Origin of the sequence: Nocardia asteroides, assembly GCF_900637185.1 — a bacterium.
Lineage (GTDB): Bacteria > Actinomycetota > Actinomycetes > Mycobacteriales > Mycobacteriaceae > Nocardia > Nocardia asteroides.
In genome coordinates this window covers 2,285,821-2,311,519 of record NZ_LR134352.1, presented here as the reverse complement: position 1 = coordinate 2,311,519, position 25,699 = coordinate 2,285,821, and the positions used below count along the sequence as shown (strand labels likewise).

Annotated in this window: 23 protein-coding genes; 14 read left to right on the top strand and 9 right to left on the bottom strand. The window is 69.2% G+C overall.

Annotation, left to right across the window (positions count from 1 at the left end):
* Positions 1-47 precede the first annotated feature (47 nt).
* Positions 48-1,229 carry a helix-turn-helix domain-containing protein gene (locus EL493_RS10805; protein ID WP_232017282.1) on the bottom strand — a complete coding sequence of 394 codons (1,182 nt, stop codon included), beginning with the start codon at positions 1,227-1,229 and terminating at the stop codon, positions 48-50.
* Positions 1,230-1,437: 208 nt separating this feature from the next.
* On the opposite strand from EL493_RS10805, the gene EL493_RS10800 reads away from it, so the two are divergent.
* The 4 genes from EL493_RS10800 to EL493_RS10790 are packed head-to-tail and all read left to right on the top strand — an operon-like array spanning position 1,438 to position 6,511.
* Entirely contained in the window at positions 1,438-2,451 is a 1,014-nt protein-coding gene (locus EL493_RS10800) for a poly(ethylene terephthalate) hydrolase family protein (protein ID WP_126405661.1), read from the top strand.
* A gap of 22 nt (positions 2,452-2,473) precedes the next feature.
* Positions 2,474-4,858: a beta-glucosidase H gene (locus EL493_RS10795; RefSeq protein ID WP_019045629.1), complete on the top strand. Its 2,385-nt coding sequence runs from the start codon at positions 2,474-2,476 to the stop codon at positions 4,856-4,858.
* A gap of 42 nt (positions 4,859-4,900) precedes the next feature.
* Entirely contained in the window at positions 4,901-5,104 is a 204-nt protein-coding gene (locus tag EL493_RS32980) for a hypothetical protein (RefSeq protein ID WP_019045628.1), read from the top strand.
* 54 nt (positions 5,105-5,158) lie between these two features.
* Entirely contained in the window at positions 5,159-6,511 is a 1,353-nt protein-coding gene (locus EL493_RS10790) for an MFS transporter (RefSeq protein ID WP_022567127.1), read from the top strand.
* Positions 6,512-6,818: 307 nt separating this feature from the next.
* On the opposite strand, the gene EL493_RS10785 is transcribed toward EL493_RS10790, so the two are convergent.
* Positions 6,819-6,998: a hypothetical protein gene (locus tag EL493_RS10785; RefSeq protein ID WP_022567126.1), complete on the bottom strand. Its 180-nt coding sequence runs from the start codon at positions 6,996-6,998 to the stop codon at positions 6,819-6,821.
* 69 nt (positions 6,999-7,067) lie between these two features.
* Positions 7,068-8,864 (bottom strand): acyl-CoA dehydrogenase, encoded by a 1,797-nt coding sequence (locus EL493_RS10780; protein ID WP_019045625.1) that lies wholly within the window; start codon positions 8,862-8,864, stop codon positions 7,068-7,070.
* Between the two features lie 276 nt (positions 8,865-9,140).
* Between EL493_RS10780 and EL493_RS10775 the strand changes: the two genes are divergently transcribed.
* The 4 genes from EL493_RS10775 (at position 9,141) to EL493_RS10760 (ending at position 13,270) form a co-directional block, all read left to right on the top strand.
* Positions 9,141-10,511, top strand: a complete 1,371-nt coding sequence (locus EL493_RS10775) for an ATP-binding protein (RefSeq protein WP_019045624.1) — start codon at positions 9,141-9,143, stop codon at positions 10,509-10,511.
* 62 nt (positions 10,512-10,573) lie between these two features.
* Positions 10,574-11,449 carry an ABC transporter permease gene (locus EL493_RS10770; protein WP_022567125.1) on the top strand — a complete coding sequence of 292 codons (876 nt, stop codon included), beginning with the start codon at positions 10,574-10,576 and terminating at the stop codon, positions 11,447-11,449.
* Positions 11,442-12,275, top strand: coding sequence for an ABC transporter permease (locus tag EL493_RS10765; protein WP_019045622.1), 834 nt, complete (start codon positions 11,442-11,444; stop codon positions 12,273-12,275). Before EL493_RS10770 ends, EL493_RS10765 begins: the two co-directional genes overlap by 8 nt.
* 2 nt (positions 12,276-12,277) lie before the next feature.
* Complete coding sequence (locus EL493_RS10760; protein WP_019045621.1) at positions 12,278-13,270, top strand: ABC transporter ATP-binding protein; 993 nt, start codon at positions 12,278-12,280, stop codon at positions 13,268-13,270.
* A 6-nt stretch (positions 13,271-13,276) separates the two neighbouring features.
* Here the strand turns inward: EL493_RS10760 and EL493_RS10755 are convergent, their stop codons facing one another.
* The gene (locus EL493_RS10755; protein WP_019045620.1) at positions 13,277-13,597 is read right to left on the bottom strand and encodes a hypothetical protein; all 321 of its coding nucleotides are present in this window, start codon (positions 13,595-13,597) and stop codon (positions 13,277-13,279) included.
* Between the two features lie 353 nt (positions 13,598-13,950).
* Here EL493_RS10755 and EL493_RS10750 point away from each other — a divergent pair, with 353 nt between their 5' ends.
* On the top strand, positions 13,951-14,481 hold the full coding sequence (locus tag EL493_RS10750) for a DUF4254 domain-containing protein (protein WP_022567124.1): 531 nt from the start codon (positions 13,951-13,953) through the stop codon (positions 14,479-14,481).
* A gap of 3 nt (positions 14,482-14,484) precedes the next feature.
* Here the strand turns inward: EL493_RS10750 and EL493_RS32975 are convergent, their stop codons facing one another.
* The 3 genes from EL493_RS32975 to EL493_RS10735 are packed head-to-tail and all read right to left on the bottom strand — an operon-like array spanning position 14,485 to position 17,097.
* On the bottom strand, positions 14,485-14,769 hold the full coding sequence (locus EL493_RS32975) for a hypothetical protein (RefSeq protein ID WP_198041018.1): 285 nt from the start codon (positions 14,767-14,769) through the stop codon (positions 14,485-14,487).
* 42 nt (positions 14,770-14,811) lie between these two features.
* Positions 14,812-15,960 (bottom strand): fatty acid desaturase family protein, encoded by a 1,149-nt coding sequence (locus EL493_RS10740; RefSeq protein ID WP_019045617.1) that lies wholly within the window; start codon positions 15,958-15,960, stop codon positions 14,812-14,814.
* 45 nt (positions 15,961-16,005) lie between these two features.
* Complete coding sequence (locus EL493_RS10735) at positions 16,006-17,097, bottom strand: ferredoxin reductase (protein ID WP_019045616.1); 1,092 nt, start codon at positions 17,095-17,097, stop codon at positions 16,006-16,008.
* A 143-nt stretch (positions 17,098-17,240) separates the two neighbouring features.
* Here EL493_RS10735 and EL493_RS10730 point away from each other — a divergent pair, with 143 nt between their 5' ends.
* Positions 17,241-17,888, top strand: a complete 648-nt coding sequence (locus EL493_RS10730; protein ID WP_036836103.1) for a TetR family transcriptional regulator — start codon at positions 17,241-17,243, stop codon at positions 17,886-17,888.
* A gap of 119 nt (positions 17,889-18,007) precedes the next feature.
* On the opposite strand, the gene EL493_RS10725 is transcribed toward EL493_RS10730, so the two are convergent.
* Positions 18,008-19,342: an MFS transporter gene (locus EL493_RS10725; protein ID WP_019045614.1), complete on the bottom strand. Its 1,335-nt coding sequence runs from the start codon at positions 19,340-19,342 to the stop codon at positions 18,008-18,010.
* Between the two features lie 115 nt (positions 19,343-19,457).
* Between EL493_RS10725 and EL493_RS10720 the strand changes: the two genes are divergently transcribed.
* On the top strand, positions 19,458-20,012 hold the full coding sequence (locus tag EL493_RS10720; protein WP_019045613.1) for a PadR family transcriptional regulator: 555 nt from the start codon (positions 19,458-19,460) through the stop codon (positions 20,010-20,012).
* On the top strand, positions 20,009-22,039 hold the full coding sequence (locus EL493_RS10715) for an NADPH-dependent 2,4-dienoyl-CoA reductase (RefSeq protein WP_019045612.1): 2,031 nt from the start codon (positions 20,009-20,011) through the stop codon (positions 22,037-22,039). The genes EL493_RS10720 and EL493_RS10715 overlap by 4 nt, the downstream gene beginning before the upstream one ends.
* A gap of 113 nt (positions 22,040-22,152) precedes the next feature.
* Here the strand turns inward: EL493_RS10715 and EL493_RS10710 are convergent, their stop codons facing one another.
* A complete protein-coding gene (locus EL493_RS10710; RefSeq protein ID WP_019045611.1) occupies positions 22,153-23,247 on the bottom strand; it encodes a phosphotransferase enzyme family protein in 1,095 nt (364 codons plus the stop codon).
* A gap of 177 nt (positions 23,248-23,424) precedes the next feature.
* On the opposite strand from EL493_RS10710, the gene cmrA reads away from it, so the two are divergent.
* Entirely contained in the window at positions 23,425-24,228 is an 804-nt protein-coding gene (cmrA, locus tag EL493_RS10705; RefSeq protein WP_019045610.1) for a mycolate reductase, read from the top strand.
* A gap of 153 nt (positions 24,229-24,381) precedes the next feature.
* Positions 24,382-25,677, top strand: coding sequence for a diaminopimelate decarboxylase family protein (locus tag EL493_RS10700; RefSeq protein WP_019045609.1), 1,296 nt, complete (start codon positions 24,382-24,384; stop codon positions 25,675-25,677).
* Positions 25,678-25,699: the final 22 nt, after the last annotated feature.

The window sequence follows — 25,699 nt, the reverse complement described above, 5'->3', positions numbered from 1 at the left end:
GGACGGTGGCGCGCAGCGCCGGTCCGGCCGCGGCCGAGCACCCGCGCTCACGGATGCCTGACCATGTCGCGGATCGCGCCGCGGACTTCGCCCACCGCCGGGACCGCAGCGAACTCGACCGACTCATGCCAGACGTCGGACAGCCGGGCGGCGGTGCGGCCGGTCGGGTTGCCATCGAGCGACAACGCCAGCCCGACCTGCTCGGCCGCGTGTTCGGGCTCGCCGAGCATCAACTGCAGGCGAGCCGAGGAGATCGCCGCCATCGCCGGTGTCAGGAGTTCCCGCGGCAACGGTGGATGGACCTCGCCGAAGGCGATCCGGGCCAGCTCGGGCCGGGTGGCGATGAGCTGCCGGTAGCTGTGCCCGAGTAGCCGCGACTGCCGGCCCGGCCCCGGCCAGTCCCGGCGCGGGCCGAGGAGCATGCCAATGGTGGCCGCGGTGAGGCTGCGGTCGGCGGGGCGATCAGCGGCCGCGGTCTCCGCGGCTTCGCCACGGCACTCCGCGGCGACGACGATCGCGCGCTGGAACGCGGCCTGTTCACCGAGAATGCCGTGCGCGTACGCCTCCAGTTCGGCCAGCGCCAGCCGCAGCGGCGGCGTCGCCGTGCGGCGCGCCAGATACTGGGCGAGCTGGGCGACCTCCAGCGCCTCCGCCGGGCTGCCACTGTCGAGGAGCTGCCACGTCGACTCGGTGAGGATCGCGGCCGTCAGCACCGTGTCACCCGCGGCGTGGGCCAGCCGCGCGGCGGCGACCGAATACCGGCGAGCCGCGGCGATGTCCTCCACGTCCCAGCTCATGGCGGCGGCGATGTCGGCCAGTTCCGCACCGACCCGCAGGGCACGACCGTGCCGGGTGGCATCCGAGAGCTGCTGCAATCGGGGCAGATTCGCGGTCAGCCACGCTGTGACCGCGTGGCGCGGCGCCTGCCCGTCGCCCCACTGTCGGCCCCGCGCCCAGGTCACGAGCTGCTCGGCGGCCGCCAGTTCGGTCGTGGCGAAGGTGGGGTGATCGCCACGCGCGTGCGTGCGGTGCGGCAACAGCAGCGACGACAGCTGGGTGGGCAGATCGTCGAGTTCGTCGACCGATTCGACGGCGAGCTGGTCGTGCAGATGATCCAGCGACGTGTCCAGCGCCGACTCGTAGGCGGCCACGTGCTCGGCACGCACCGCCCGGGCCCCGGTCTCGAGCTGACCGAGATACGGCTTGGAATAGTTCGTGCGCGCGGCCATGCCCTGAAGGCTGATTCCCGCGGCTGTTCGCGCGACACGCAGCGCCGAGCCGACCTCGCTCATGCGAGGTCCGCGACAATGCGGGCCGACTCGTTCATCATTTCGAGCTTACGTCGCCGATTTCCCCCCGCGCGGGGTGTCTGCAAATAGTCTGCAAGACGGCGCGGCCCGCCTTGTCCAGCCGTTGATCTCCCTATCGTCCGACATCGTGAGCAACAAAACTGTCTTGTCCGGTCGGCGCCCGCGCACCGGCGCGCGGGCCGCGCTGATCTCTCTCGCACTGCTCGTCGCCGCGGCGACCGGGGTGACACCGGCAGCGGCGGCGCCGTCCTATCAGCCCGCCGCCCCGCTGGAAGCCACCTATTACGCGCCCGGCCCTTGGGCAGTGGCCGAGCGAACCGGCATCGACTGCTGCACGTCGACCGGCGACAGCTACGAGATCTGGCACCCGGCCGATCTGGGCGCAGGCGGTGTCGTGCATCCGGTGATCACCTGGGGCAACGGCACCCTGGCCCACCCGCGCGAATACGCGTATCTGCTCGCGCATCTCGCGTCGTGGGGATTCGTGGTGATCGCCGCCGACCGCACCGACACCGGCACCGGCGTGCAGATCCTCGACGCGGTGCGGTACCTGGCTCAGCAGAACAGCGACCCGGGCAGCGTCTTCCACGGCAAGATCGACACCACCACCGCGGGGGCCGCGGGGCATTCACAGGGCGGCCTCGGCGCGATCAACGCGCTCGCGCGCGGCGGCACTGCTGTCGACACCGCGGTGACCCTCGAGATGCCGTGGTCGGCGGCCTGCGCGTCGCTGCCGACCGTCGACAGCCAGAGCGCCTGCATCGATCCCACCGCGGTCACCTCGGGCTCGGTGCTGCTGGTCAACGGTTCGGCAGACGGTGCCTCGCCCTCGACACAGCAACTCCCGCCGCAGCTGATCGGCATGCAGTCGATGCAGGCGTACTACGACGCGCTACCCGCGGAGCTGCCCAAGGCTCGCGCCGCGGTGGTGGGTGCCCAGCACAATGACGTCCAAGGCCAGCCGACCTGCACCAACTACAGCTGCACCGAGGGCGTCCACCGCTACCTCGGCTACGTCACCGCCTGGTTCATGGACCGGCTGCGCGGCGATCCCGATGCCCGCGCCGTGTTCCTCGCCGACACCGGCGAAATCCTGCACAACCCCCACTGGTCCGATCAAGCCAGCACCATCACCCGCTGACCTAGGAAAGGCTGCCTCCTTCATGGAAGACCACATCGAGGAACTACTCGCCAAGCTGGATCTGGACGGCAAGCTCCGGCTGATCTCCGGCGCGAGCCTGTTCCGGATGGCCGGTGACCCCGCGCTCGGACTCGCCGAGATGCCGGTCTCCGACGGACCCTCCGGTGTTCGCGGCGAGAACTGGGACGAACGCGACCCGTCGGTGAGCCTGCCCTCGGGCACCGCGATCGCCGCGACCTGGGACCCCGCCCTGCTCACCGAGATCGGCGCCCTCATCGCCGCCGAAGCCCGCCGCAAAGACGTCTACGCGGTGCTCGGCCCGACGATGAACCTGCACCGCTCCCCACTGGGCGGCAGGCATTTCGAATGCTTCTCCGAGGACCCGCTGCTCACCGCCGAGATGGCCGAGGCCTACGTGCGGGCGGTGCAGGCGCACGGGGTCAGCGCGTGCCCGAAGCACTACGTGGCCAACGATTCCGAGACCGATCGCTTCACCGTCGACGTCCACGTCGACGACCGTGCGCTGCGTGAGCTCTACCTCTACCCGTTCGAACGCACCGTCGAGGCGGGCGCGTGGATGATCATGGACGCCTACAACGCCGTCAACGGCACCACCATGACCGAGAACCCACTGCTCGACGAACCGCTCAAGGGCACATGGGGATTCGACGGGGTGGTGGTCTCGGACTGGACGGCCGTGCGCACCACCGAGAGCGCGGCGCGGGGCACCGACCTGTGCATGCCCGGCCCGCCGTACCTGTGGGGTGAACCGCTAGCCGCCGCCGTGCGTGCCGGCGAGATCGCCGAGTCGGCCATCGACGACAAGGTGCGCCGCATCCTTCGCTTCGCCCAGCGGGTCGGCGCCCTGGACGGAACACCCCAGCCCACACCGGTTTTCAGTGACGAGCAGGCCCAGGATCTGGTCCGCCGGATCGCGGCGCAGGCCATGGTCCTGGTGCGCAACGACGGCGCACTGCCGTTGGCGCCGGAGACGACCGTCGCCCTGCTCGGCCCTTCGGCGGGCGAACCCCGCTTTCTCGGCGGTGGCAGCGCGACCGTGATCCCCGGCCACGCCACCACCCCGGTGGAGGGCCTGACCGGGCGCCTGCCGCTGACCTACACCGCGGGTGTTCACCTGTCCGAGGACCTGATTCCGGCCCCGCTGGCGATCATGACCGACCCGGAGACCGGCGAGCCGGGCCTGTCCGCGCGGTACCTGAAGGACGACACCGTGCTCGGCACCCAGCACCGCACCACCAGTCGCCTGGTGCTGCTCGGCGAACCGCTGGCCGCGCAGTCGAACACGGTCGAGATGCGCACCCGCCTGCGGGCCGACATGGCCGGTGACTGGCAGATCGGTTTCGGCGGTGTCGGCCACATCCGGCTCGACATCGACGGCGAGACCGTGCTGGACGAGAACGTAGCCCTGGATTCCGGCGATCCGGCGGCGGCCCTGCTCAACCCGCCCCAACGTCACGTGACCCGCGCGCTCGCCGTCGGCGACGAGATCGAGGTGCGGCTCGTGACGAGCATCGAGGAGGCGATGCCCGGCCTCGGCATCATTCTCGGCGCCACCCTCGGCATCCGGCGTCCCCAGCGCGACGACGACGAGGAATTCGCGGCCGCCGTCGAACTGGCACGCGCGGCCGAGGTAGCGGTGGTCGTGGTCGGCACCACCGAGCAGATCGAGAGCGAGGGTGTCGACCGCACCTCCCTGCGGCTGCCCGGCCGTCAGGACGAGCTCGTCGCCGCCGTCGCCGCGGTGAATCCGCGCACCGTCGTCGTGGTGAATTCCGGTGCGCCGGTGGAGATGCCGTGGCGTGACGACGTCGCCGCGGTGCTGCTGGCCTGGTTCCCCGGCCAGGAGTTCGGCGCGGCACTGGCCGACGTGCTCACCGGCACCGCCGAACCCGGCGGCCGGCTGCCGACCACCTGGCCCAAGACCATGGCCGACGTCCCGGTCCTGAACACCACGCCGGTCGACGGTGTTCTCGACTACACCGAGGGCATCCACCTCGGCTACCGCGCGTGGCTGCGGGCGGGCACCGAACCCGCCTACCCGTTCGGCCACGGCCTCGGCTACACGACCTGGTCGACCGACGATCTCGTCATCGAGGGGCGCACCGTCTCGATCACGGTCACCAACACCGGAGATCGCGAAGGCAAACAGGTCGTTCAGGTCTACCTCTCGCGCCCGGACAGTGCCGTGGATCGACCGGTCCGCTGGCTGGCCGGCTTCACCGCCGTCACCCTGGCTCCCGGCGATTCGCGGACCGTCGCGATCCCCCTGCCCGAGCGCGCCTTCCAGCATTGGGGACCCACCGGCTGGGAGAGCGAGCCGGGCGAGTTCATCGTGCGGGTAGGTACCTCGGTCGCCGATCTCCCCCACACCGCCTGCGTCTACTGACCCAACTGCTCGACCATCTCGACCGAACAACGGAGCGTGGCCATGTCCACCAGTACCTCTCAACTCGCCAAAGACGACTACAACGACACCGGGCGGCTGGACGGCGCCTCGCGCGCCAGGATTTTCACGGTGCTGGCCGCGATCGTCCTGTTCTCCGAGATCGCCCCGATGCAGTACACGATCGTCGCGGCGGCAATACAGAAGATCGCGCCGAGCTTCCCCGGTGTCGGGGCCGACATCAACTGAGCCATCATCGTTTTCGGGTTGATCGGAGCGGCCGCGTCTCCGTTGATCGGCAAGATGAGCGACGTGTCGGGCAAGAAGCGGATGTTCCTCATCTGCGGCGTCCTGTTCGTGATCGGCTGTGTGCTCGACGCGACCACCTCGAACTGGGCCGTCTTCCTGTTCGGCCGCTGCTTGCAGGCCACCGCCATCGCCACCGCGGTGATCGCCTACGGACTCATCCGGGACCTCATGCCGCGCACCATGATTCCGCTCGCACTCGGTCTCACGGCGACGGGCTTCGGTATCGCCTCCATCGCGGGCCCGATCCTGGACGGCTACCTGGTCGACAACCACAGCTGGCGCGCCATCTTCTGGGTACTCGCCGCGTTCACCCTGGCGATGCTGCCGCTGGTGTGGCTCATCGTGCCCGAGTCCAAGCTGCGGGTCCCCGAGCGGATCGACGTCGTCGGCGCCGCGTTGCTGTCCGGCGGCGCCGCGCTCACCCTGATCTACGTCGACAAGGGCCACGACTGGGGGTGGGCGAAGCCGACCACGCTGGCGTGGCTGATCGCCGGCATCTCGCTGCTGGTGCTGTTCGTCGTCGTCGAAAAGCGTGTGTCGACACCGATCATGGACATGGAGCTGCTCTTCCACCCGCGCGTCGCGCTGGTCCTGGCCGGTGCGCTCCTGGCGTCGCTGCAGATCGGCATCGTCTCCTACGCCATCGCCTACATGGCCCAGACCCCACCGGAGTCGACGGTCGTCGCCGGTGTCGAGCAGGGCACGCTGGCCGAGATCCAGGAGCTGACGGGTCAGGCGCTGCCGCCCGAGGCGGTGCAGGTCGCCCTCGATCCCGGCTACACCTATGGCAGCGGGTATTCCCTGCTCGAGTTCGCGATCCGGATCGCGCTGATCGGTTCGGTGATCACGATGATCTTCGGAGCGGTGGCGGGCCTGCTCGCCAAGCGGATCGGTGCCCGTCTGCCTCTGGTCGTCGCCCTGTTCATCTTCGCCGGTGCCGGCATCGCGTTCGCGCTGCTGCCGCTGACCACCACCAACTTCCTGATCGTGAACTCGATCTTCAGCATCGGATTCGGGATGTACTACGCCTGCATGCCGATCTTGCTTGTCGAGGCGGTTCCACAGGAACAACAGGGCATCAGTCTCGGCATGCTCGGTGTCATGCAATCCATGGGAGTCGCGATCGGCTTGGCCATCGTCACCGCATTCCTGCACAACAACGGCATAAGCGCCCTGGTGAGCGTCGGCGGGCAAGCCCAACCGGCCACCCCGCTGCCGGACCTGTTCGGTGATCACGGCTACCAGTTGGGTTTCTGGGTCAGCGCGGCCGCTTCGGTGCTCGCCCTCTCGCTCGCGCTGATAATGAGGCACGGCCGCACCCCGGCCACCGGCGGCATCGCCCACTGACATCGTGGTGCCGGTCGGCACCCAAAAACCAGCGGCGACAAGACGTAGCCTGATTCGGCTGTGGGCCCGAAGGGCTGCCCGAGCAATCGGGAAACCGCAGCTCGGATCCGTTCGCATGTTCACAGTGCCCCGGCCTCGGCACGACAAGGGCGAACAATAGACCCGTGGGGGCCACCTCAATCGTCAGATCGGATACATACTGACGATGACCAGGTGTTTTCCAGTTGCCCATGTTCTGTGTGTCCTGCCGGGGGCGCACAATGGCTCTGACCTGCTGACATAGCAGGTCAGAGCCGCTTCGTCCGCGTCAGTGCGAGTAGTCCCGGAACGTCATGATGCCGCCCACCAGGACGATCATCACCGTGAGGATGTACACGGTGACGCGGAACCAGGTCGGTCCGTAGTAACTGACCGCCATCGACGCACCGAGCGCCGCGAGAATCAGCACCACTCCGTAGAACGGTGTCCGCTGCTCCCTGTCAACCATCTCTCCAGTGTCCGCCGACGGTGTGGCGGGTGGCAATGCCGTCGGCGGACCGGATCGCGGCGCCGCCGGTCAGAACCAGTCCGGGCGGCAGTCCCTGGTGGTGGTGTCGAGGCTGTCGAGGAGGTCGAACTGGGGGCCGGTGCGCGGCAGTTCCACACGGAAGAAGTAGCGGGTGGCTTGGCGTTTGCCCTCGTGGAAGGGGTCGGTGGCGGCGCCGACGGCGAGGAACTGTTCGAGCCAGATCCAGGCCAGGACGACGTGGCCGACGGCCTCCAGGTAGGTGGTGGCGTTGGCCAGCGCGGTGGCGGGGTCGCCGGTGGACCACAGGGTGGCGGTGGTCGCGGCGACGCGGGCCGTGGCCTGGTTCAGCTGGGCGGCCAGCTCGGCGGCCTCACCGCCCGCCGTGGTGGCCCGCTCGGTGGTCGCGGCGATGGTCTCGAGCAGCAGCACCAATCCGGCGCTGTTCTGCATGATCACCTTGCGGCCCAGCAGGTCCAGGCCCTGCACGCCGTGGGTGCCCTCATGGATCGGGTTGAGCCGGTTGTCGCGGTAGAACTGCTCCACGTTGTACTCCCGCGTGTAGCCGTAGCCGCCGTGCACCTGGATGGCGAGGTCGTTGGCCGCCAGGCACCACTGCGCGGGCCAGCTCTTCGCGATCGGGGTCAGGACATCCAGCAGCAACCTGGTCCGCGCCCGGTCCGCCTCGGTCTCGGCGGTGCGTTCCTCGTCCAGCAGCCGATAGCAGTACAGGTTGAACGCCAGCGCGCCCTCGACATAGCTCTTCTGCGCCAACAGCATTCGCCGCACATCGGCGTGCTCGATGATCGGCACCTGCGGCGAGTCCGGATCCTTGACTCCCAGCGCCCGGCCCTGCGGGCGGGTCCGCGCGTAGTCCAGCGCATGGAGGTATCCGGTGTATCCCAACGCGGTCGCGCCCTGACCCACGCCGACGCGGGCCTCGTTCATCATGTGGAACATGTAGGCCAGACCATGGTGGGCCTCGCCCACGAGGTAGCCCACCGCGCCGGCCGACCCACCGGGGGTGTACTTGCCCTCACCGAAATTCAGCAGGGTGTTGGTCGTGCCGCGATATCCCATCTTGTGGTTCAGGCCCACCAGCACCACGTCGTTGCGCTCCCCCAGCGTGCCGTCGTCCTCGACCAGGAACTTCGGCACGATGAACAGCGAGATCCCCTTCACCCCCGACGGCCCGCCGGGGATCTTGGCCAGCACCAGATGCACGATGTTCTCCGACAGCTCGTGCTCGCCACCGGAGATCCACATCTTGGTCCCCGTGAGCCGGTAGGTTCCGTCGTCCTGGGGCACCGCGCGGGTGGTGATGTCGGCCAGCGACGACCCCGCCTGCGGCTCCGACAGGCACATGGTCCCGAAAAACCGGCCCTCCACCATCGGCCGCACGAACGTCTCGATCTGCTCCTTGCTGCCGTGCGCCTGCAAGAGGTTCGCGTTGCCGACGGTCAGGAACGGATACGCGGCGGTGCCGACATTGGCGGCCTGGAACCAGGCCGTACACGCACCCGCGACCACCGCGGGGAGCTGCATGCCGCCGATCTCGTAGTCCATCGCCGCACCGATCAACCCCGCCTCGGTGAAGACCTTCAGCGCTTCCTTCACCTCGGGGATGATGTGCACCCGTTCGCCGTCGAAGTGGGGTTCCTCGGCGTCGTTCTTCTTGTTGTGCGTCGCGAAATACCGGGTCGCGATGGCCTCGCTGAGCTCGAGCACCGCGTCGAAGGTGCCCCGGTCGTGATCGGCGTAGCGCGCCCGGCTGGTCAGTGACGTGACATCGAGCCAGTCGTGGAGCAGGAAATCGAGATCGCGACGCGAGAGCAGCAGGGAGTCCATACCGATCATCCGATCAGAGAACGCGGCGCAGCGGGAGGGGAATGTGCCCGCGAGCCCGCGACCTGCGGCGATGCCGGGACCGGGCGACGCGATGCGGGTGACACGCCCGGGTACAGGTAGCCTTCCCACTCATGTGGATCATTCTCGCCATTTCCGTGGTCAGCTCCGTGATCATCGCGATCCTGTTCGCGACCGGCTTCCCCGAGCACTGAGCGGGCGGTAACTGTCACATTGCTGTCCGTCCCCGGCGACGGGGATGGATGAGAAGATCACTGGGTGCCGACCAGTAGCCAGCCCAGTGCGCGGTCCGATGACGGCCGCTCCTTCGTCGTTTCCGATGCCACCGACAGCGCCCTCGTCGCCGGTTCACTGGCCGTGATCGTCGCGGCCGAGCACCGTCAGCTGGTGCTGGTCGAGGAGCGGTCCGAGACCACCCCGGTCCGCCTGCGCGGCCGGTTGATCGGCGAACTCGTCGACGGCGGTATCGACATCCGCGCCGGTTACCCGTTCACCGACGGCGAGGTCGAACTCGTCGACGCGGCCACAGTCGCCACACTGCACGAGACCACCGGCGCGCTGCTCGACATCGGCGTCAACCTCACCCCACCCGGTGGACCGGCCCGGCTGCTGCCCAAGCGCTTCAACCGGCACACCTTCTGGTGCGGACAGAGCGGTTCGGGCAAGACCTACGCGCTCGGCGTGGTGCTCGAGCAGCTCATCGCGCATACCGCACTGCCGGTGGTGATCTTCGATCCCAACTCCGATTTCGTCCGGCTGGGCGAGGTCGACCCCGCGGCCACCGGACCGACCGCCGACGCGCTGCGCGAACGCGACATCCGGGTCCTGCGACCGCATTCCGGCCTGCCGTTGCGGGCCAGGTTCACCGCCCTGCCGCTGTCGTCCAAAGCCGCCATCCTGCAACTCGATCCGATCGTCGACCGCGAGGAGTTCAACGAGCTCATCCACCTCGCCGACCAGCTGGCCGCCGCCGAACTCGACGTGACGCTGCCGGTGCTGCGGCGCTCGGAGTCCGCGGCCCAGCGGCGCCTGGCCATGCGGATCGAGAATCTGGGCCTGCGTGACTGGGAGGTGTGGGCGCGCAGCGATCGCGCGGTCACGGAGGTCGTCGCCGAGCGCCCCGACGCGACCGTGCTCGATCTCGGCGGATTCTCCACCGCCGCACAGCAGCTCGTGGTGGCCCTGGCCCTGCTCGACGACCTGTGGGAACACCGCGAGGAACGCAGGCCGGTGCTGCTCGTCATCGACGAGGCGCACAATCTGGCCTCGCCCCGGCTGGACTCACCGATCGCGATCGCCGTGCGCGAGCGGCTGATCCAGATCGCGGCGGAGGGGCGCAAGTTCGGGCTGTGGCTGCTGCTGTCGACGCAGCGGCCGTCGAAGGTGCACCCCGGCATCATCTCCCAGTGCGACAACCTGGCCCTGATGAAGATGACCTCCCCGGTCGACCTCACCGAACTCGGCACCTATTTCGGCTACGCGCCCGCGGCCCTGCTCGACCGCTCCCCCGCGTTCCGGCAGGGCGAGGCGCTGTTCGCCGGCGGCTTCGTGCCCGCGCCCGCGCTGCTGAAAGTGAAGGCGCGCATCACCCCGGAGGGCGGCAGCGACGTCGGGGTTCCGCTGCGCTGAGCAGTCACGATCACGGTCGTTTTCGTCCGGATCGTGGGGTGGCCGCCTAGAGTTGACTGATTGTGCGGGGCGATGCGGAGGGGGACGGCCGACTTGCCATCGCCGTGAGCCGGTGCGGCGCGCGTCGCCGCAGGCGCAGTGCGCTGGGCGTGTACTGGACGCTGGCGCGGGCGGGGTTCAAACGTCAGGCCCAGTACAAGCTGGCGATGTTCGCCGGCCTGTTCACCAACTGTGTCTTCGGCTTCGTGCGCGCCGCGGTGATGGTGGCCGCGGTCCGCGCCGCCGGTGATTTCGGCGGCTACGACGAGGGCACCATCGGCGCCTACGTCTGGCTCTCACAGGCACTGCTCGGCGCCACCCAGTTCATGGGACCGCAGATCGACCTGGTCGACCGGATCAAATCCGGCGATGTCGCCATCGATTTCCTGCGCCCGGTAGACATCCAGCTCAGCTACCTGGCCACCGACATGGGCCGGGCCGCCTGCACCTTCCTGCCGCGTGGCGTGCCGAGCATCGCCATCGGCGCGGCGACCTTCGGCCTGTCGCTGCCGACGACGCCGGTCGCCTACCTGCTCGGGCTGGTCAGCGTGCTGCTGGCGGTCGCGTTGTCGTTCCTGTGCCTGTTCGCGATCGCGCTGATCGGGTTCTGGGTGGTGGAGATTCGCGGAATCCGGGTGCTGTACCAGATCGTCGGTACGTTCCTCGCCGGTCTCTTCGTCCCCGTCCACATGTTTCCCGACTGGTTGCGGACGATCGCGATGGCGACACCGTTTCCCTCCATCCTGCAAGCCCCGATCGATACGCTGTCAGGACGGGTAGTCGGGATGGATGCGCTGATCATCGTTGCGGCGCAATGTTTCTGGGTGTTGGTGATCGGGTTGCTCGGCAGGGTGTTGCTGCGGGCGGGTCAACGCAGGTTGGAGGTACAGGGTGGCTGAACCGGATTCCGCGCGCATCGTGGCCGGGACCTGGTTCACCCCCTATCTCGCAGTATTGCGTTCGCGTGTGAAAGCACAGCAGGTCTACCGGCTCTCCTTCGCCACCGAGGTGTTCAGCGCCTTCCTGATCGGCCTGGTGGAGTTCGCCGAGGTGTGGGTCATCTTCCACAATGTCGGCACACTCGGCGGACTCGACACCGACGCGGCGCTGTTGCTGTTCGGCCTGTCCAACACCTCCTTCGCGCTGGCGCAGGTGCTGGTGGGACATCTGGATTCGCTGCCGACGATGATCAGGATGGGCACCCTCGACGCCTATCACCTGCGCCCGCAACCACTGCTGCTGCAACTGATCACCAGCGACATCTCCCTGCGCAGGCTCGCCAGGGCCGCCGTGGCCGTTTTCGTGCTCGGTATCGGGCTCTGGCGCAACGAAATCGACTGGGGCATCGCCCCGGTTACCTTGATCGTGATCACCCTGCTGAGCGGAATCGCGCTGTTCTGTGGCCTTTTCGTATGCGCGGCGGGACTACAGTTCTTCCTGATAGACGGTGCCGAGCTCACCAACAGCTTCACCTACGGCGGATCCTTCGCCGCGATGCAGCCCGCGTCGGTGTTCCCGACTCCGTTGAAGCTGTTGTTCGGGTTCGCGATTCCCGTCGCGTTCACCGCCTACGTGCCGACCGTCGAGCTGCTCGGGCTGCCCGGCCCGCCGCTGCTGCCCGCCTGGTCGGCGTGGTTGACCCCGGTCGCGGCGGCGTGGGTCTGGTTGCTGGCGTTCGCCGCGTGGCGGATCGGTACGAGGCACTATCAGGGAGGAGGGGGATAGCGATGGACGAGCACACCGGATCGGATCCGATCATCGACATCGACGACCTCACCCGGCAGTTCACGGTGTACCGCAAGAACGGCAGCCGCTGGCGCAGACATCGCGACACCATCACCGCGGTCGACCGGATGAGTTTCCGGATCGAACGCGGTTCCGCGGTGGGCTATATCGGGGCCAACGGCGCGGGCAAGTCGACCACGATCAAGATGCTCACCGGCATCCTGGTCCCCACCACCGGCAGCGTCCGCACCTGCGGCCTGGAACCGGTGCGTCAGCGCAGGGAGCTGGCCTCGCGGATCGGTGTGGTGTTCGGGCAGCGTTCCCAGCTGTGGTGGGATCTGCCGCTGCACGAATCGTTCTCGATCCTGGCCGCCATCCACCGGCTCGACCCCGACATCGCCGACAAGCGCACGCACGAACTGGTCGAACAGCTCGAGATGGCCGACACGCTCGACACACCGGTGCGCCAGCTGTCGCTCGGCCAGCGCATGCGCGCGGAAGTGGCTGCCGCCCTGCTGCATTCACCGGAACTGGTGATCCTGGACGAGCCGACGATCGGCCTGGACGTGCTGTCCAAGCAGCGCCTGCGCGAGTTCCTGCGCGCCGAGCGCATCGAACGCGGGACCACCCTGCTGCTCACCACCCACGACATGGGCGATGTGGAACGGCTCTGCGACCGGGTGCTCGTGGTCGATCACGGCAGGCTGGTGTACGACGGTTCACTGGCCGGGCTCGGCGCCACCGTCGGCGCGCGCCGGGTCCTCGTCGTCGACCTGGCCGCGCCGACACCGGATCTCGACGATCTGCCGGGCGGGGCGCAGCTGCTGTCCAGCGAGGCGGGCGGGATGCGGCAGCGGCTGGCCTTCGACGCCGAACACACCACCGCGGCGGCGCTGCTGGCCACGGTGTCGGATCGGGCGCAGGTGCGGGATCTGTCGATCGAGGAGCCCGGCATCGAGGACGTGGTGCGCCGGATCTACGAGTCGGCGCGCTGAGCGAGTTCAGCTCGGCGCGTCGGGCGTTCCCGAATACAGGCTGACCTCGCCGTTCTCCCCGAGGAAGGCGTTGACCAGCATGATCCGCTGCTCGCGCAGGTCGGCGGGCTCGGGGGCGCTGGTGGTGATGGAGATCTGCGGGATGGACGCCCAGTTCACGACATAGCGCTCGGGCGGGCCGTCGTCGTCGGAGAGCCGGGCTATCCGGAACACCGAGACCGCGCGCCGCTCCATCAGGTCGCGGACCACGTCGGCGATTCGCTGCGGGTCTTCCAGCGAGAACAGGAACCCGAAGGTCAGTTCGGGTGAGGAGACATAGGCGGGCACATTTGTCGAGGTTAGTGCATACGCCGGCGCCGGTGGCCCGCACCGGGGATCGGATTGCCCGGAATGCGCCGGTGGGTTACCCGGTGGACCTCGCCCGGTGACACCGCCGTAACGCTGGATAACAATTCCGGCCGACCGCGGAATTTGTACACCCGACTATTGCGCGCTCACGCCGGATCGCGCTTTCCTGAAAGGGTCCCGATTTTCCCCGGGTCGTCTTCCTCGCCGCAGCGTCGCGGATATTCGTCGACGCCCGGGCGGGGCTACGCCGGAGCCGGGGAGCGCACTCCCCCGATCCTCCCCGGCCCTGGCGTATCCAAGCTCAATTCAGCGTTATCCACGGGGCGTGAACCATGCCGAACCATCCCGGCCAGCGCGAGTCTGCCACGCAATTCCCACCGCCGTCGGCGTTGTTGCGGGCCTTTCTCGACACCGCCGACCCCGAGCAGGCCCGGCATCAGGTGCTCGACGCGGCCAACAGTCTGGCCCGCTGCCACGACCGCAGGCACTCGGCCATCACGGCGGCCCGCGCACCGCAGGCCAGCAGCAGCCGGATCGCGGCGTGCGGGCGGGTGATCGACGGCATCGATCGCGACCGCGCCGCCCTCATCGCCCGGATCGACGGCTGGGTGGCGGCGAACGTGGCGCATCGGGCGGGCGCTTCGCTGCACACCGAGACCCTGGGCGCGGTGATCGATCGGATGGCGGCGAAATGGATCGCCGCCCAGCAGGCGCTGGGCGGCGATCCGATCGAGCCGCATTCCCCGCGGCAACGGGAGGCCAGGACCCACCTGCACTGGTGCAGGCTGGCCGAATTGACCGACGGCTACCGGGATCTGATCACCGATGTCACCGAACACCGCAGGCGGTTGCCGGTGTGGTGAGACTCAGGCCTTCTCGCCGGGAGCCGGCTCGGCCGGTTCGGCGATCGGAGTCTCGGTGAACACGGCGGTGGTGACCTCGACGTCGTCGTCGGCGTCGAGATCGACGGCCTCGCGGTAGTCCCGCTCGGCCTCGCGCTGCTGCTCGGCGTCGCGGCGGGCGGCCGCCGCGGCCTCGTTCATCTCGATGGCGTCGGTGACGAACTCACCGATCTCGCGCGCCACCTCGGCGACGACCCCGGTGATCAACGACGCGATATTGCCGACGTGCCGGGCACCGGAGGACGTCAATTCCTGGACAAGATCTTTGTTGCTTTCGAATTTGCCGACCATTTACACGCCCACTTCGGTTGCCTTCCGATTACGCACAACGATAACACCGGGCTGCGGCGCCCTCTTCACGAAGCGATCCGGCACCGAGAGCAGGAAGATCTTGGCCCAGACCGAGCCGATCTGCTTGGAGAAACGGCCGGTGTTGTAGGGCAGACCGAACTTCTCGGCCAGCGCCTTCACCTCGGGCGCCATCTCCGGGTACCGGTTGGCCGGGATGTCCGGGAACAGGTGGTGCTCGATCTGGTGCGAGAGGTTGCCCGACATGATGTGGAACAGCTTGGAGCCCTTGATATTGGCCGAGCCGAGCATCTGCCGGACATACCACTCACCGCGGGTCTCGACCTCGGTCTCCTCCTTGGTGAACGTCTGTACACCGGCCGGAAAGTGGCCGCAGAAGATGATCGAGAAGGTCCAGAGGTTGCGCACCAGGTTGGCCGCGGCGTTGCCGGCCAGGGTGTGCAGGAACAGCGGGCCGGTCAGCGCGGGGAACACCACATAGTCCTTGAGGACCTGCTTGCCCGCCTTCTTGCCCTGGCCCTTGAGCAGCGGCTTGAGCTCGGCCCAGGTGCGCTTGCCCTTGATGATGTTGTCGGCCTCGAGGTCGTGCACCATCACGCCCCACTCGAACAGCACCATCAGCAGGAACGCGTAGATCGGGTTGCCCAGGTAGTAGGGGTTCCACTTCTGGCCCTCGTCGATGCGCAGGATGCCGTAGCCGATGTCGCGGTCCATGTCGTGGACGTTGGTGTAGGTGTGGTGCATGTAGTTGTGCGAGTGCTTCCACTGGTCGGCCGGGCAGACCGTGTCCCAGTCGAATTCGCGGGAGTTGATGCCGCGCTCACGCATCCAGTCGTACTGACCGTGCATGACGTTGTGGCCGATCTCCATGTTGTCCAGGATCTTCGACACACCGAGGGCGGCCACGCCGGCCAGCCAGAACGGCGGCAGGAAGCCCAGGTACATCAGCCCGCGGCCGGCGATCTCGAAGCCGCGCTGGGTCTTGATGATCTTGTAGATGTAGTCGCGGTCGCGTTCGCCGAGGTCGGCTTCGACGCGGGCGCGCAGTTCGTCGAGCGTGCGGCCGATCTCCTCGACCTGGTCCGGGGTCAGGATGACCGGGCCGTCTTTGCCTTCGGTGAGGATCGTCATGTCTGTATCTCCCCTTGGTTGGTGTCGGTATTCGGTTGTCGTCGTCTAGAGGGCGATGTCGACGTCGCCGACGGGCGCGTTGACGCAGATCTGGATCTGCTTGTCCGGGTCGGCGTCGAGTTCGCCGGTGCGCACGTTGCGGGTGCAGCCGGAGACCTTGGTGGCGGTGCAGGAGAAGCAGATCCCCATGCGGCAGCCGTATTCCGGGGTGAGCCCGGCGGCCTCGGCCTGCTCGAGCAGCGTCGCGCCGGTGTTCTCGGCGGCCACGTCGCTGCCGGAGAACGAGACCGTGCCGGTGGCCTCGGCCGGGTCGGCGGGCACGGTGGTGAGGGTGAACTCCTCACTGTGCACCCGGTCGGCCAGGCCCTCGGCCTCGAAGATGGTCCGCACGGCGCGCATCAGCGGCGGCGGGCCACACACGAAGGTCTGCGCGTCGGCGAACCAGGGCGCGACCCGCTCGAGCTCGTCGTAGTCGAAGAAGCCGCTGCCGGTGGAGGTCTCGCCACCGACGACGGTGCCGGGCTCGACCGGGTAGCGGTACTCGACCCGGAAGTTGGGGCGGCGGTTGGCGATCGCGGTCAGCTCGGCCCGGTGCGGCACCATCTCGGGCTGACGCGCGTAGTGCAGGAAGGTGACCTCCCCGGCGAAGCCCTCGGCGTCGAGGGTGCGCAGCATCGACAGTACCGGGGTGATGCCGCTGCCGCCGCTGACCAGCAGCACCCGCTCGGGCCTGCGCGCCGGTAGCGCGAAGACGCCGGCGGCGGGCGCCAGGTCGACGACCAGGCCCGGCCTGGCGTTGTCGTGCAGGTAGTTGGAGACCAGCCCGCCCGGGTGCGCCTTCACCGTGAGCTGCAGGTAGCGGTCGCCGCGGCTCTCCGGGTCGATCGGCGAGTAGCAGCGGGTGTGCCGCACGCCGTTGATCGAGACGCCGATCTGCACGTACTGACCGGCGGTGTGGCCGCGCCACTGCCGGGAGGCGCGCAGGGTGAGCGTCACCGAGCCGGGCACCGCGTGCGAGACATGGGTGACCTCGGCCCGCAGCTCCCGCGCGGTGAGCGCGGGGTTGACGAGTTCCAGGTACCGGTCCAGCGGGTGCGGCGTCGTCAACGTCTGCACCAGGTCGATCAGTCCCACCATGCGTCTTGCCCCTCTGCGGAAGTCCCTCGGCATGCGATTCACATTTCAGTGCACGCCTGTACACTCACCAGTGTGCCGGATGAACCCAGCCCGCTGTCAACCGGCAAAGATGTGAGGCGGGCAACAGAACCAGGGAAGCGACTATGGTGAACGGATGTATGCTCACCGATGTGACTGAGCAGGCAGGAACCCGCAACGAGCGCAAGGCGCACACCCGTGCGGCCCTCCTCGAAGGCACCCTGACGCTGGCCGCAGACCGCGGATTCGCGGCGCTGAGCCTGCGGGAGATCGCTCGCTCGGCCGGCATCGTACCGACCGCCTTCTACCGCCATTTCGCCTCGCTGGACGATCTGGGCGCCACCCTCGTCGACGAGGGCGTCACCGCGCTGCGGCTGGCGTTGCGCGAGGTCAGGCGCAAGCCCGACGCGCATCTGGCCGACACCGTGCGGTTCGTCTTCGAGCAGGTGGGGGCCAAGCGCGCGCTGTTCGGCTTCCTCATCCGCGAACGCCACGGCGGCCCGGCGCCGCTGCGCCAGGCGATCGCGATGGAGATGCAGCTGATCGTGCGCGAGATCGTGGCCGACCTGTCCCGGTTGCGCGCGCTGGACACGTGGAGCACCACCGAGCTCGAGATCGCGGCCGATCTACTCGTCACGACGGTCACCGACGGCATCGCCGCCTATGTCGCCGCCTCGCCGCGCGAGGAGTCGGCGGTGGTGGAGCGCACCGTCATGCAGATGCGCCTGATCGCCCTCGGCATCGGCGGCTGGGTGCCCAAAAGCGCTGACTGAGGGGTATTTCCGCGGCGGCATGCGGTCCATGGTGTAACACACCGCACATCCGGCACCACGAGAATTTCAGAGTACGGGCGTACACACAACGCCGCCCTGGCACGGTTGGTGAAGTAGCACTATTTCACCACCGCGAGCGGCGCGGGCGCGCGCACCGGCAGCAGCACCAGCAATCCGGCGGCCAGCACCACCAGCAATCCGGCGATCCCGGCGCGGTCGGTGCCGAAACCCCAGACGAACAGGCCGAACAGGGCGGGCGCGAGGAACGACACCGCCCGCCCGGTGGTGGTGTAGAGCCCGAACAGCTGACCCTCGCGGCCGGGCGGCGCCAGCCGCGCCAGGAACGAACGGGCCGAGGCCTGCGCGGGTCCGACGAACACCGTCAGCGCGAGGCCGAAGATCCAGAACATCAGCGTGCCCGACACCACCAGCAGCACCAGCCCGCACACCAGCATCCCGGCCAGCGAGGCCACGATCACCCGCTTGGGACCGATCCGGTCGTCGACCCGGCCCGCCGCGATGGCCGCCGCACCGGCCACCACATTGGCCGCGATGCCGAACAGCAGCACGTCGGCGTCGGCGAATCCGTACACCTGCACGGCCAGCACCGCGCCGAAGGTGAACACCCCGGCCAGCCCGTCACGGAAGACCGCGCTGGCGAGCAGGAACCAGACGGTGTGCCGGTCCTGCGCCCACAGGTCCCGCACGTCGCGCCACAGCACCCGGTAGGAGCCGAGGAACCCCGCGCGCGCCGCGCCGGAGTCGGCCGCCGTGCGCGGCATCTCGGGTACGGCGAACAGCACCGGCAGCGCGAACACGGTGAACCAGACCGCCGCGGCCACGATGGCCAGCCGCACATTCAGGCCCTGATCGGTGGGCATGCCGAGCACGCCGCGCGCGTCGCCGTCGCCGGCGAGGAACCCCACGTAGCAGATGAGCAGGAGCACGATGCCGCCGAAATAGCCCATCGCCCAGCCGAATCCGGAGACCCGGCCCACCGTCGGCGGGGTGGAGACCTGGCGCAGCATCGCGTTGTAGGGCACCCCGGCCAGCTCGAACACCGCCGCGGCGAAAGCCAGCAGGCCCAGGCCCAACCACAGGTCGTGATAGTCGTCGTGGACGAAGAACATCAGCGCCATCGCGCCGACGGTGAGGCCGGTCAGGGTCGCCAGCGCCCGCTTGCGTGAGCCCACGGCGTCGAAGTATTGCCCGCAAACCGGCGCGGTGAGCGCGACCACCAGGCCCGCGCCGGCCAGCGCCCAGCCGAGCCAGGCGCTCGCCGAGGTCGAGCCGGGCAGATCGTCGCCCACCTTGTCGGTGAGATACACCGAGAACACGAAGGTCAGCGTGACGGCCTGGAACGCCGACGACCCCCAGTCCCACAGCCCCCAGGCCACTACCTGTCCGCGCCCGGCCGCCTCGCCGACGGTGTCGGACGCGTTCACCTCGGTCATGGGCGAAGCGTAATGGGCGTCGCGCCGGTCGGCAGGGCACATCGGCGTTTCGGCTCGCCGACGGTTCATATGAACCTGGTTGCATAGTACCGCGCGTTCCGGATACCCTCGACGCATGGCACTGGAGCACGCGCTGCTGGTCTCGCTCAGCGAACGGGCCGGCTCGGGCTATGAACTCGCTCGCCGGTTCGACAAGTCGATCGGCTACTTCTGGAGTGCCACCCACCAGCAGATCTACCGGGTACTCAAGCGTATGGAGGATTCCGGCTGGGTGACCGTGGAATCGGTCGCGCAGCAGGGAAAACCCGACAAGAAGGTGTACTCGGTGGCCGCGGCCGGACAGACCGAGCTGGCCCGCTGGATCGCCGAACCCACCGAGTACAGCCCGTCCCACGACGAACTCGGCGTGAAGATCCGCGGTGCGGCGCACGGCGACATCGACGCCGTGCTCGGCGAGGTGGCCCGTCACCGCGCCCAGCACGCGCAGCGGCTCGACGAGTACCGCCTCAGCGAAAAGAAATTCTTCCCGGCGCCGGACCAGCTCTCCGGCGCCGCCCTGCACCAGTATCTGGTGCTGCGCGCGGGCATCCGCGCGGAGTCCGGCTACGTCGAATGGTGCGACGAAGTACTGCAGGCCCTGCGACCGCGAAAAGGTGACGACCTTCCATGACTGCCTATCCCCACCTGTTCGAGCCACTCGACCTCGGCCACACCACCCTGCGCAACCGGGTGGTCATGGGGTCCATGCACACCGGTCTCGAGGACCGTGCCTGGGACACCAACAAGCTCGCCGCCTACTTCGCCGAGCGCGCCCGCGGCGGCGTCGGCCTGATCATCACCGGCGGCTACGCGCCCAACCGCACCGGCTGGCTGGCGCCCTTCGGCGGCAAGCTGACCACCAAGTCCGAGGCCTACCGGCACCGCACGATCACCAAGGCGGTGCACGCCGAGGGCGGCAAGATCGCCATCCAGATCCTGCACGCGGGCCGCTACTCCTACATGCCGACCAGCGTGTCCGCCTCGGCGGTGAAGTCCGCGATCAACCCGTTCAAGCCGCGCGCGCTCTCGGCCAAGGGCATCGAGAACACCATCGACGACTACGCCCGCTGCGCCGAGCTGGCCAAGTTCGCCGGCTACGACGGCTGCGAGATCATGGGCGGTGAGGGCTATTTCATCAACCAGTTCCTCGCACCGCGGGTGAACAAGCGCACCGACAAGTGGGGCGGCACCCCGGAGAACCGGCGCAGGCTGCCGGTGGAGATCGCCAAGCGCATCCGGGCCGCCGTGGGTCCCGACTTCATCATCGTGTTCCGGCTGTCCATGGCCGAGCTGGTGGAGAAGGGCCAGACCTTCGACGAGATCATCGCGCTGGCCCAGGAACTGGAAGCCGCCGGCGTCGACATCCTCAACACCGATATCGGCTGGCACGAGGCGCGGGTGCCCACCATCGTCACCTCGGTGCCGCGCGCGGCGTTCGTGGAGTTCACCGCGAAGGTCGCGCGCCGGGTGAACATCCCGGTGTGCGCCTCGAACCGGATCAACATGCCCGAGATCGCCGAGGAGATCCTCACCCGGGGCGACGCGGCGCTGATCTCGCTGGCCCGCCCGCTGCTGGCCGACGCCGAATGGGCCAACAAGGCGATGGGCGACCGCGCCGACGAGATCAACACCTGCATCGCCTGCAACCAGGCCTGCCTCGACCACGCCTTCGGCAACAAGAAGGTGTCGTGCCTGGTCAACCCGCGCGCGGGCAGCGAGACCACGCTGCAGCTGCTGCCGACCCGCCGGGCCAAGCGGTTCGCGGTGGTCGGCGCCGGACCGGCTGGGCTGTCGGCGGCGGTCAACCTCGCCGAGCGCGGTCACCACGTGGACCTGTTCGAGGCCGACGACAAGATCGGCGGCCAGTTCGACATCGCCCGCCGCATCCCCGGCAAGGAGGAGTTCGACGAGTCGATCCGCTACTTCCGGCGCAAGATCGAGCTCACCGGCGTCACCCTGCACCTGGAGAAGCGGGTCACCGCCGACGAGCTCATCGCGGGTAAGTACGACTCGGTGGTATTGGCGACCGGTGTGCGCCCGCGCATCCCGAACATCCCCGGCATCGACCACCCGATGGTGCTGTCCTACGCCGAACTGGTGAAGGAGGAGAAGCCGGTCGGCAAGAAGGTCGCGGTGATCGGCGCCGGCGGCATCGGCTACGACGTGAGCGAATACCTCACGGTGGAGGGCCATCCCACGCTCAAGCTCGACGAGTGGAAGGAGGAGTGGGGTGTCGACGCCGACGACGAGCAGGTGCGCGGTCAGCTCAAGCAGCCCAAGCCCTCCCCCGCCGCCCGCGACGTGGTGCTGCTGCAGCGCAAGTCGACCCCGTTCGGCAAGGACCTGGGCAAGACCTCGGGCTGGGTGCATCGCGCCGCGCTCAAGGCCAAGGGCGTCGAGCAGGTCGGCGGCGTGAACTACGAGCGCATCGACGACGCGGGCCTGCACATCAGCTTCGGTGACAAGCGCGAGAACCCGCGGGTGATCGCCGTCGACAACGTGATCGTCTGCGCCGGACAGGAATCCGTGCGCGAGCTGGAGGAGCCGTTGCGCGCCGCGGGCGTCGACCTGCACCTCATCGGCGGCGCCGACGTGGCCGCCGAGCTCGACGCCAAGCGGGCCATCGCCCAGGGCACCCGCCTGGCGGCGCGCCTGTAGTTCCCCGATCCCGGTCGTCCTCCGCGAGGGACGGCCGTCGCACCGCCCCGTCCACCGACCTCGCATCCGGTGGGCGGGGCGGTGTTCCGCGCACGGGACCGCCGACGGCGGAGCTAGTCGCGTGCCGCGTCGCGCACGAGGTCGAGGACCGCGCGCCCGTCCGCGGTGTGGAACCAGGTCAGATGGCCGAGAAGCCAATCCTGGTAGGCGATCTCGGCGTTGCGTGGTTCGCCGGACACGGTCAGGAAGTAGTCGATCTCGGACAGTTCGTAGCCGAGGTGCACCACCGGGAGGATCTCCGCGAGTGCTCGCTGTTCGGCCGCAGGCAGCGGACGGACCGCGCGATACCCCTCGACGAGCGCGCGCACCTGGTCGGCGCGGACGTGCGCCGGGCCGCCGTCACGCAGCGAAACCCAGTCCACCACAGCGCGTTCGACGGCGGTGGCGAGGTCGAAGACAGCGGTGGTGCGGTCGGCGAGACCGAAATCGAATACCGAGGTGACCGTGTTCCCCGTCCACAGCAGGTTGGTCGGATGCCAGTCGCCATGGGTCCACAGCGGGTCCACCCCGGACAGATCGACGCGCGGGTCGGGGAGGTCGGCACGCCAGTCGCGGTCGTCCAGGAACCGTGCGACGGCGGGCCTGCGCGCTCGATGCCATTCGACGACCTGCCAGGGACCGCTGCCGTGCAGGCTCGCCACCAGCGGCCGGGCCGGGCGCGCGGGAGCATCGAAACCCGCTGCGGCCACATGGAGTTGGGCCAGCATGGCGCCCGCCGCCGCGGCATCGGCGGTGTCGCGATACGGCGACCAGGAGAAGTCGCTGCGATACCGATCCACCCCCACGCCGGCCCGCTGGACCTCGTAGACGAATCCGGCGCGACCGGCCGGCTCGCCACTCACCGCGCGTACCTCGGGGATGGGTACGCCCCGGTCGCGCAGGTAGGTCATGAACCGGTGCTCCTCGGCGAGCGCCGCCAGGTCACGCAGTCGACTCGGGACGCGCTTCACGACGACCATGGCCCCATCGCTCAGCCGCGCTCCCACGGTGGCGGACAGTGGCCGCGCGCTGCGCCATTCGATGCCGACCAGCTCGGGACCGCCCCGGGTCGCCGCGACGGCCGCGGCGATCTCGGTCTCGGTCGGCGGCGGCCAGGTCGGCGCCGCCGCCGGGGCGTCACCCATCCCGAACACGTGGTGCCCGGTCACCGCGGCCCCCGATCGGCAAGCCCGGTGGACGCGTGCGCGGACGGCGGCTCGGCGCCGGGCAGCGACGGCTCGTCGAGACCGGCGCGGGGGCGCGGTGTCTTCCTCGTCATGGCGGTTCCCATGCTAGGGCCGCGACGGGGCCACACCCGGCCCCAGCCGATCCCCTAAGCTCCCCGTGTGAGCTTGCCCTCCCCCACCGCAGACAATCGTGCCGTCGTCACCGGCGCCTCCTCCGGCATCGGCACCGCGCTGGCCGCCGAGCTGGCCGGACGCGGCTATTCGCTGATCCTGGTCGCCCGGCGCGGTGAGGTGCTGACCGAGCTGGCCCAGCGGCTGACGCTGGCCCACGGCATCACCGCCGAGGTGCGCGCGGTCGACCTCGCCGACCGGACGCAGCGGGCCAGCCTGGTCGACGAACTCGCGGTCCGCGACATCGCGGTGCTGTGCAACAACGCGGGCATCGCCACCTTCGGCCCGGTCGCCGAGCTGGACTTCGCCTACGAGCGGGCGCAGATGGAACTCAACGCCACCGCGGTGCACGATCTGACCCTGGCCGTGCTGCCCGGCATGATCGAGCGGAAGGCGGGCGGCATCCTGATCAGCGGCTCGGCCGCGGGCAACATGCCGATCCCGAACAACGCCACCTACGCCGCGTCCAAGGCGTTCGCCAACACCTTCTCCGAGTCGCTGCGCGGCGAGCTCAAGGGCACCGGCGTCCACGTCACCCTGCTCGCGCCCGGCCCGGTGCGCACCGAGACGCCCGCGCCCGAGGACGAGTCGATCGTCGACAAGATGGTGCCCGACTTCCTGTGGGTCTCCTCGGAGTACACGGCCAAGGTCTCCATCGACGCCCTGGCCCGCAACAAGATGCGGATCGTGCCCGGCCTGATCTCCAAGGGCATGAGCGTGGCGGGCAACTACGGCCCGCGCGCGGTGACCGCCCCGATCGCCGGCGCGTTCTACAAGAAGCTGGGCGGTTGATCCCACGCTGACGGGTTGCCGCGTCAGCAACCCGTCAGGATCGGGCCGGTGCGGGTCAAGGACCCGTCAACGCCGCGTCCACCGGCCCGCGGTCGGCGTAGTCCTGGAATCGGCCCCGCCGTCCGAGCGCGGGGGCGTCCCCAGGAGACCACCGTGACGTTGCTCGACATCTTCCCGTCGTTGCGCGCGACCACCGTGCCGCGGCTCGATCCCGCGCTCTGGCCCGCCGACACCCACTACGACGGGGACGGCCGGATCACCCTCGGCGGGGTCGCGCTCGCCGATCTCGCCGACCAGTACGGGACCCCGGTCCATGTCGTCGACGAGGCCGAGGTCAGGGCCCGCTGCCGGGCCTATCGCAAGTACTTTCCCGACGCCGAGATCGTCTACGCGGGCACCGCGCTGATGATCGGCGCGCTCGCGCGCTGGGTCACCGAGGAGGGCCTGTCGGTGCAGGCGGGCTCCGGTGGGGAGCTGTCGGTGGCGCTCGCCGCGGGCGTCGAGCCGCGTCGCGTCGTCCTGCACGGGCCCGGCAAGACCTGTGACGAGCTGCGGACCGCCGTCGAGCACGGTGTCGGCCGGATCGTGGTGGGCTCGCTCACCGAGATCTCCCTGCTGGCGGCCCTGGCGACCCGGCCGCAACAGGTGCTGCTGCGGGTGGACCCCGCGATCGAGGTGCCGGGTGGGCCGCGCTTCGGTTTTCCGCTGCGCGGCACGTCACTGGCGACGGCCGTCGCCCGCATCGCCGGTCAGCCGAACCTGCGGCTGGTCGGCCTGCACTGCCACCTCGGCGCGCAGATCAGCAATCCCGATCTCTACGGCGAGGCGATCCGCAGGCTGATCGGCGAGATGGCGTGGATCGACGCCGAATACGGCCTGCTGCTGAGCCACCTCGACATCGGCGGCGGGCACGCGGTGGCCGTGCGCGGCGGGGACGCCGAACTGAACCTGCCGGAATTCGCCGACATCGTCGAGGACGCGCTCGACGCCGGGTGCGCGCGGCACCGGTTTCCGCGTCCGGTGCTGGTGCTGGAACCGGGACGCGGCATCGTCGCCAGGGCGGGCGTGAGTCTGCACCGGGTGCTTGCCGTCACCGAGACCGCCGACGGCGGCACCACCGTGCTCGTCGACGGTGCCGGCGCCTGCCCGGCCCGTGGGAGCGCGGTGCTGGTCAACCGGCATCCCACCGGCGCCCGGCTGACCGCGTCGATCCTCGGCAGTCACGGCGGATCCGGGATCCCGCTCGCCGCCGACGTGCGGCTGCCCGCCGATCTGCGCCCGGGTGAGGTGCTCGCGCTGCCCTGCGCGGGCGCCTATCATCCCGGCCTGGTCTCGACCTACCGCGGCGTGGGCAGGCCGCCGGTGGTCGCCGTCGCCGCGGGCCGCTGCACCCCGCTGCTGCGCCGCGAGACGACCGCCGATCTGCTGCGCCGCGAAACAGCCGTCTGACCGGGCCGAGGGCTGGTGGCCG

What these genes read in the sequence shown, in the direction of transcription:
- EL493_RS10725 (WP_019045614.1), bottom strand. Translation starts at nt 19,342, where the DNA reads ATGACCGAGGTGAACGCGTCCGACACCGTCGGCGAGGCGGCCGGGCGC.
- EL493_RS10760 (WP_019045621.1), top strand. Translation starts at nt 12,278, where the DNA reads ATGGACGAGCACACCGGATCGGATCCGATCATCGACATCGACGACCTC.
- EL493_RS10780 (WP_019045625.1), bottom strand. Translation starts at nt 8,864, where the DNA reads ATGGACTCCCTGCTGCTCTCGCGTCGCGATCTCGATTTCCTGCTCCAC.
- EL493_RS10740 (WP_019045617.1), bottom strand. Translation starts at nt 15,960, where the DNA reads ATGACGATCCTCACCGAAGGCAAAGACGGCCCGGTCATCCTGACCCCG.
- EL493_RS32980 (WP_019045628.1), top strand. Translation starts at nt 4,901, where the DNA reads ATGTCCACCAGTACCTCTCAACTCGCCAAAGACGACTACAACGACACC.
- EL493_RS10750 (WP_022567124.1), top strand. Translation starts at nt 13,951, where the DNA reads ATGCCGAACCATCCCGGCCAGCGCGAGTCTGCCACGCAATTCCCACCG.
- EL493_RS10720 (WP_019045613.1), top strand. Translation starts at nt 19,458, where the DNA reads ATGGCACTGGAGCACGCGCTGCTGGTCTCGCTCAGCGAACGGGCCGGC.
- EL493_RS10735 (WP_019045616.1), bottom strand. Translation starts at nt 17,097, where the DNA reads ATGGTGGGACTGATCGACCTGGTGCAGACGTTGACGACGCCGCACCCG.
- EL493_RS10785 (WP_022567126.1), bottom strand. Translation starts at nt 6,998, where the DNA reads ATGGTTGACAGGGAGCAGCGGACACCGTTCTACGGAGTGGTGCTGATT.
- EL493_RS10730 (WP_036836103.1), top strand. Translation starts at nt 17,241, where the DNA reads ATGGTGAACGGATGTATGCTCACCGATGTGACTGAGCAGGCAGGAACC.
- EL493_RS10795 (WP_019045629.1), top strand. Translation starts at nt 2,474, where the DNA reads ATGGAAGACCACATCGAGGAACTACTCGCCAAGCTGGATCTGGACGGC.
- EL493_RS10715 (WP_019045612.1), top strand. Translation starts at nt 20,009, where the DNA reads ATGACTGCCTATCCCCACCTGTTCGAGCCACTCGACCTCGGCCACACC.
- EL493_RS10805 (WP_232017282.1), bottom strand. Translation starts at nt 1,229, where the DNA reads ATGGCCGCGCGCACGAACTATTCCAAGCCGTATCTCGGTCAGCTCGAG.
- EL493_RS10790 (WP_022567127.1), top strand. Translation starts at nt 5,159, where the DNA reads ATGAGCGACGTGTCGGGCAAGAAGCGGATGTTCCTCATCTGCGGCGTC.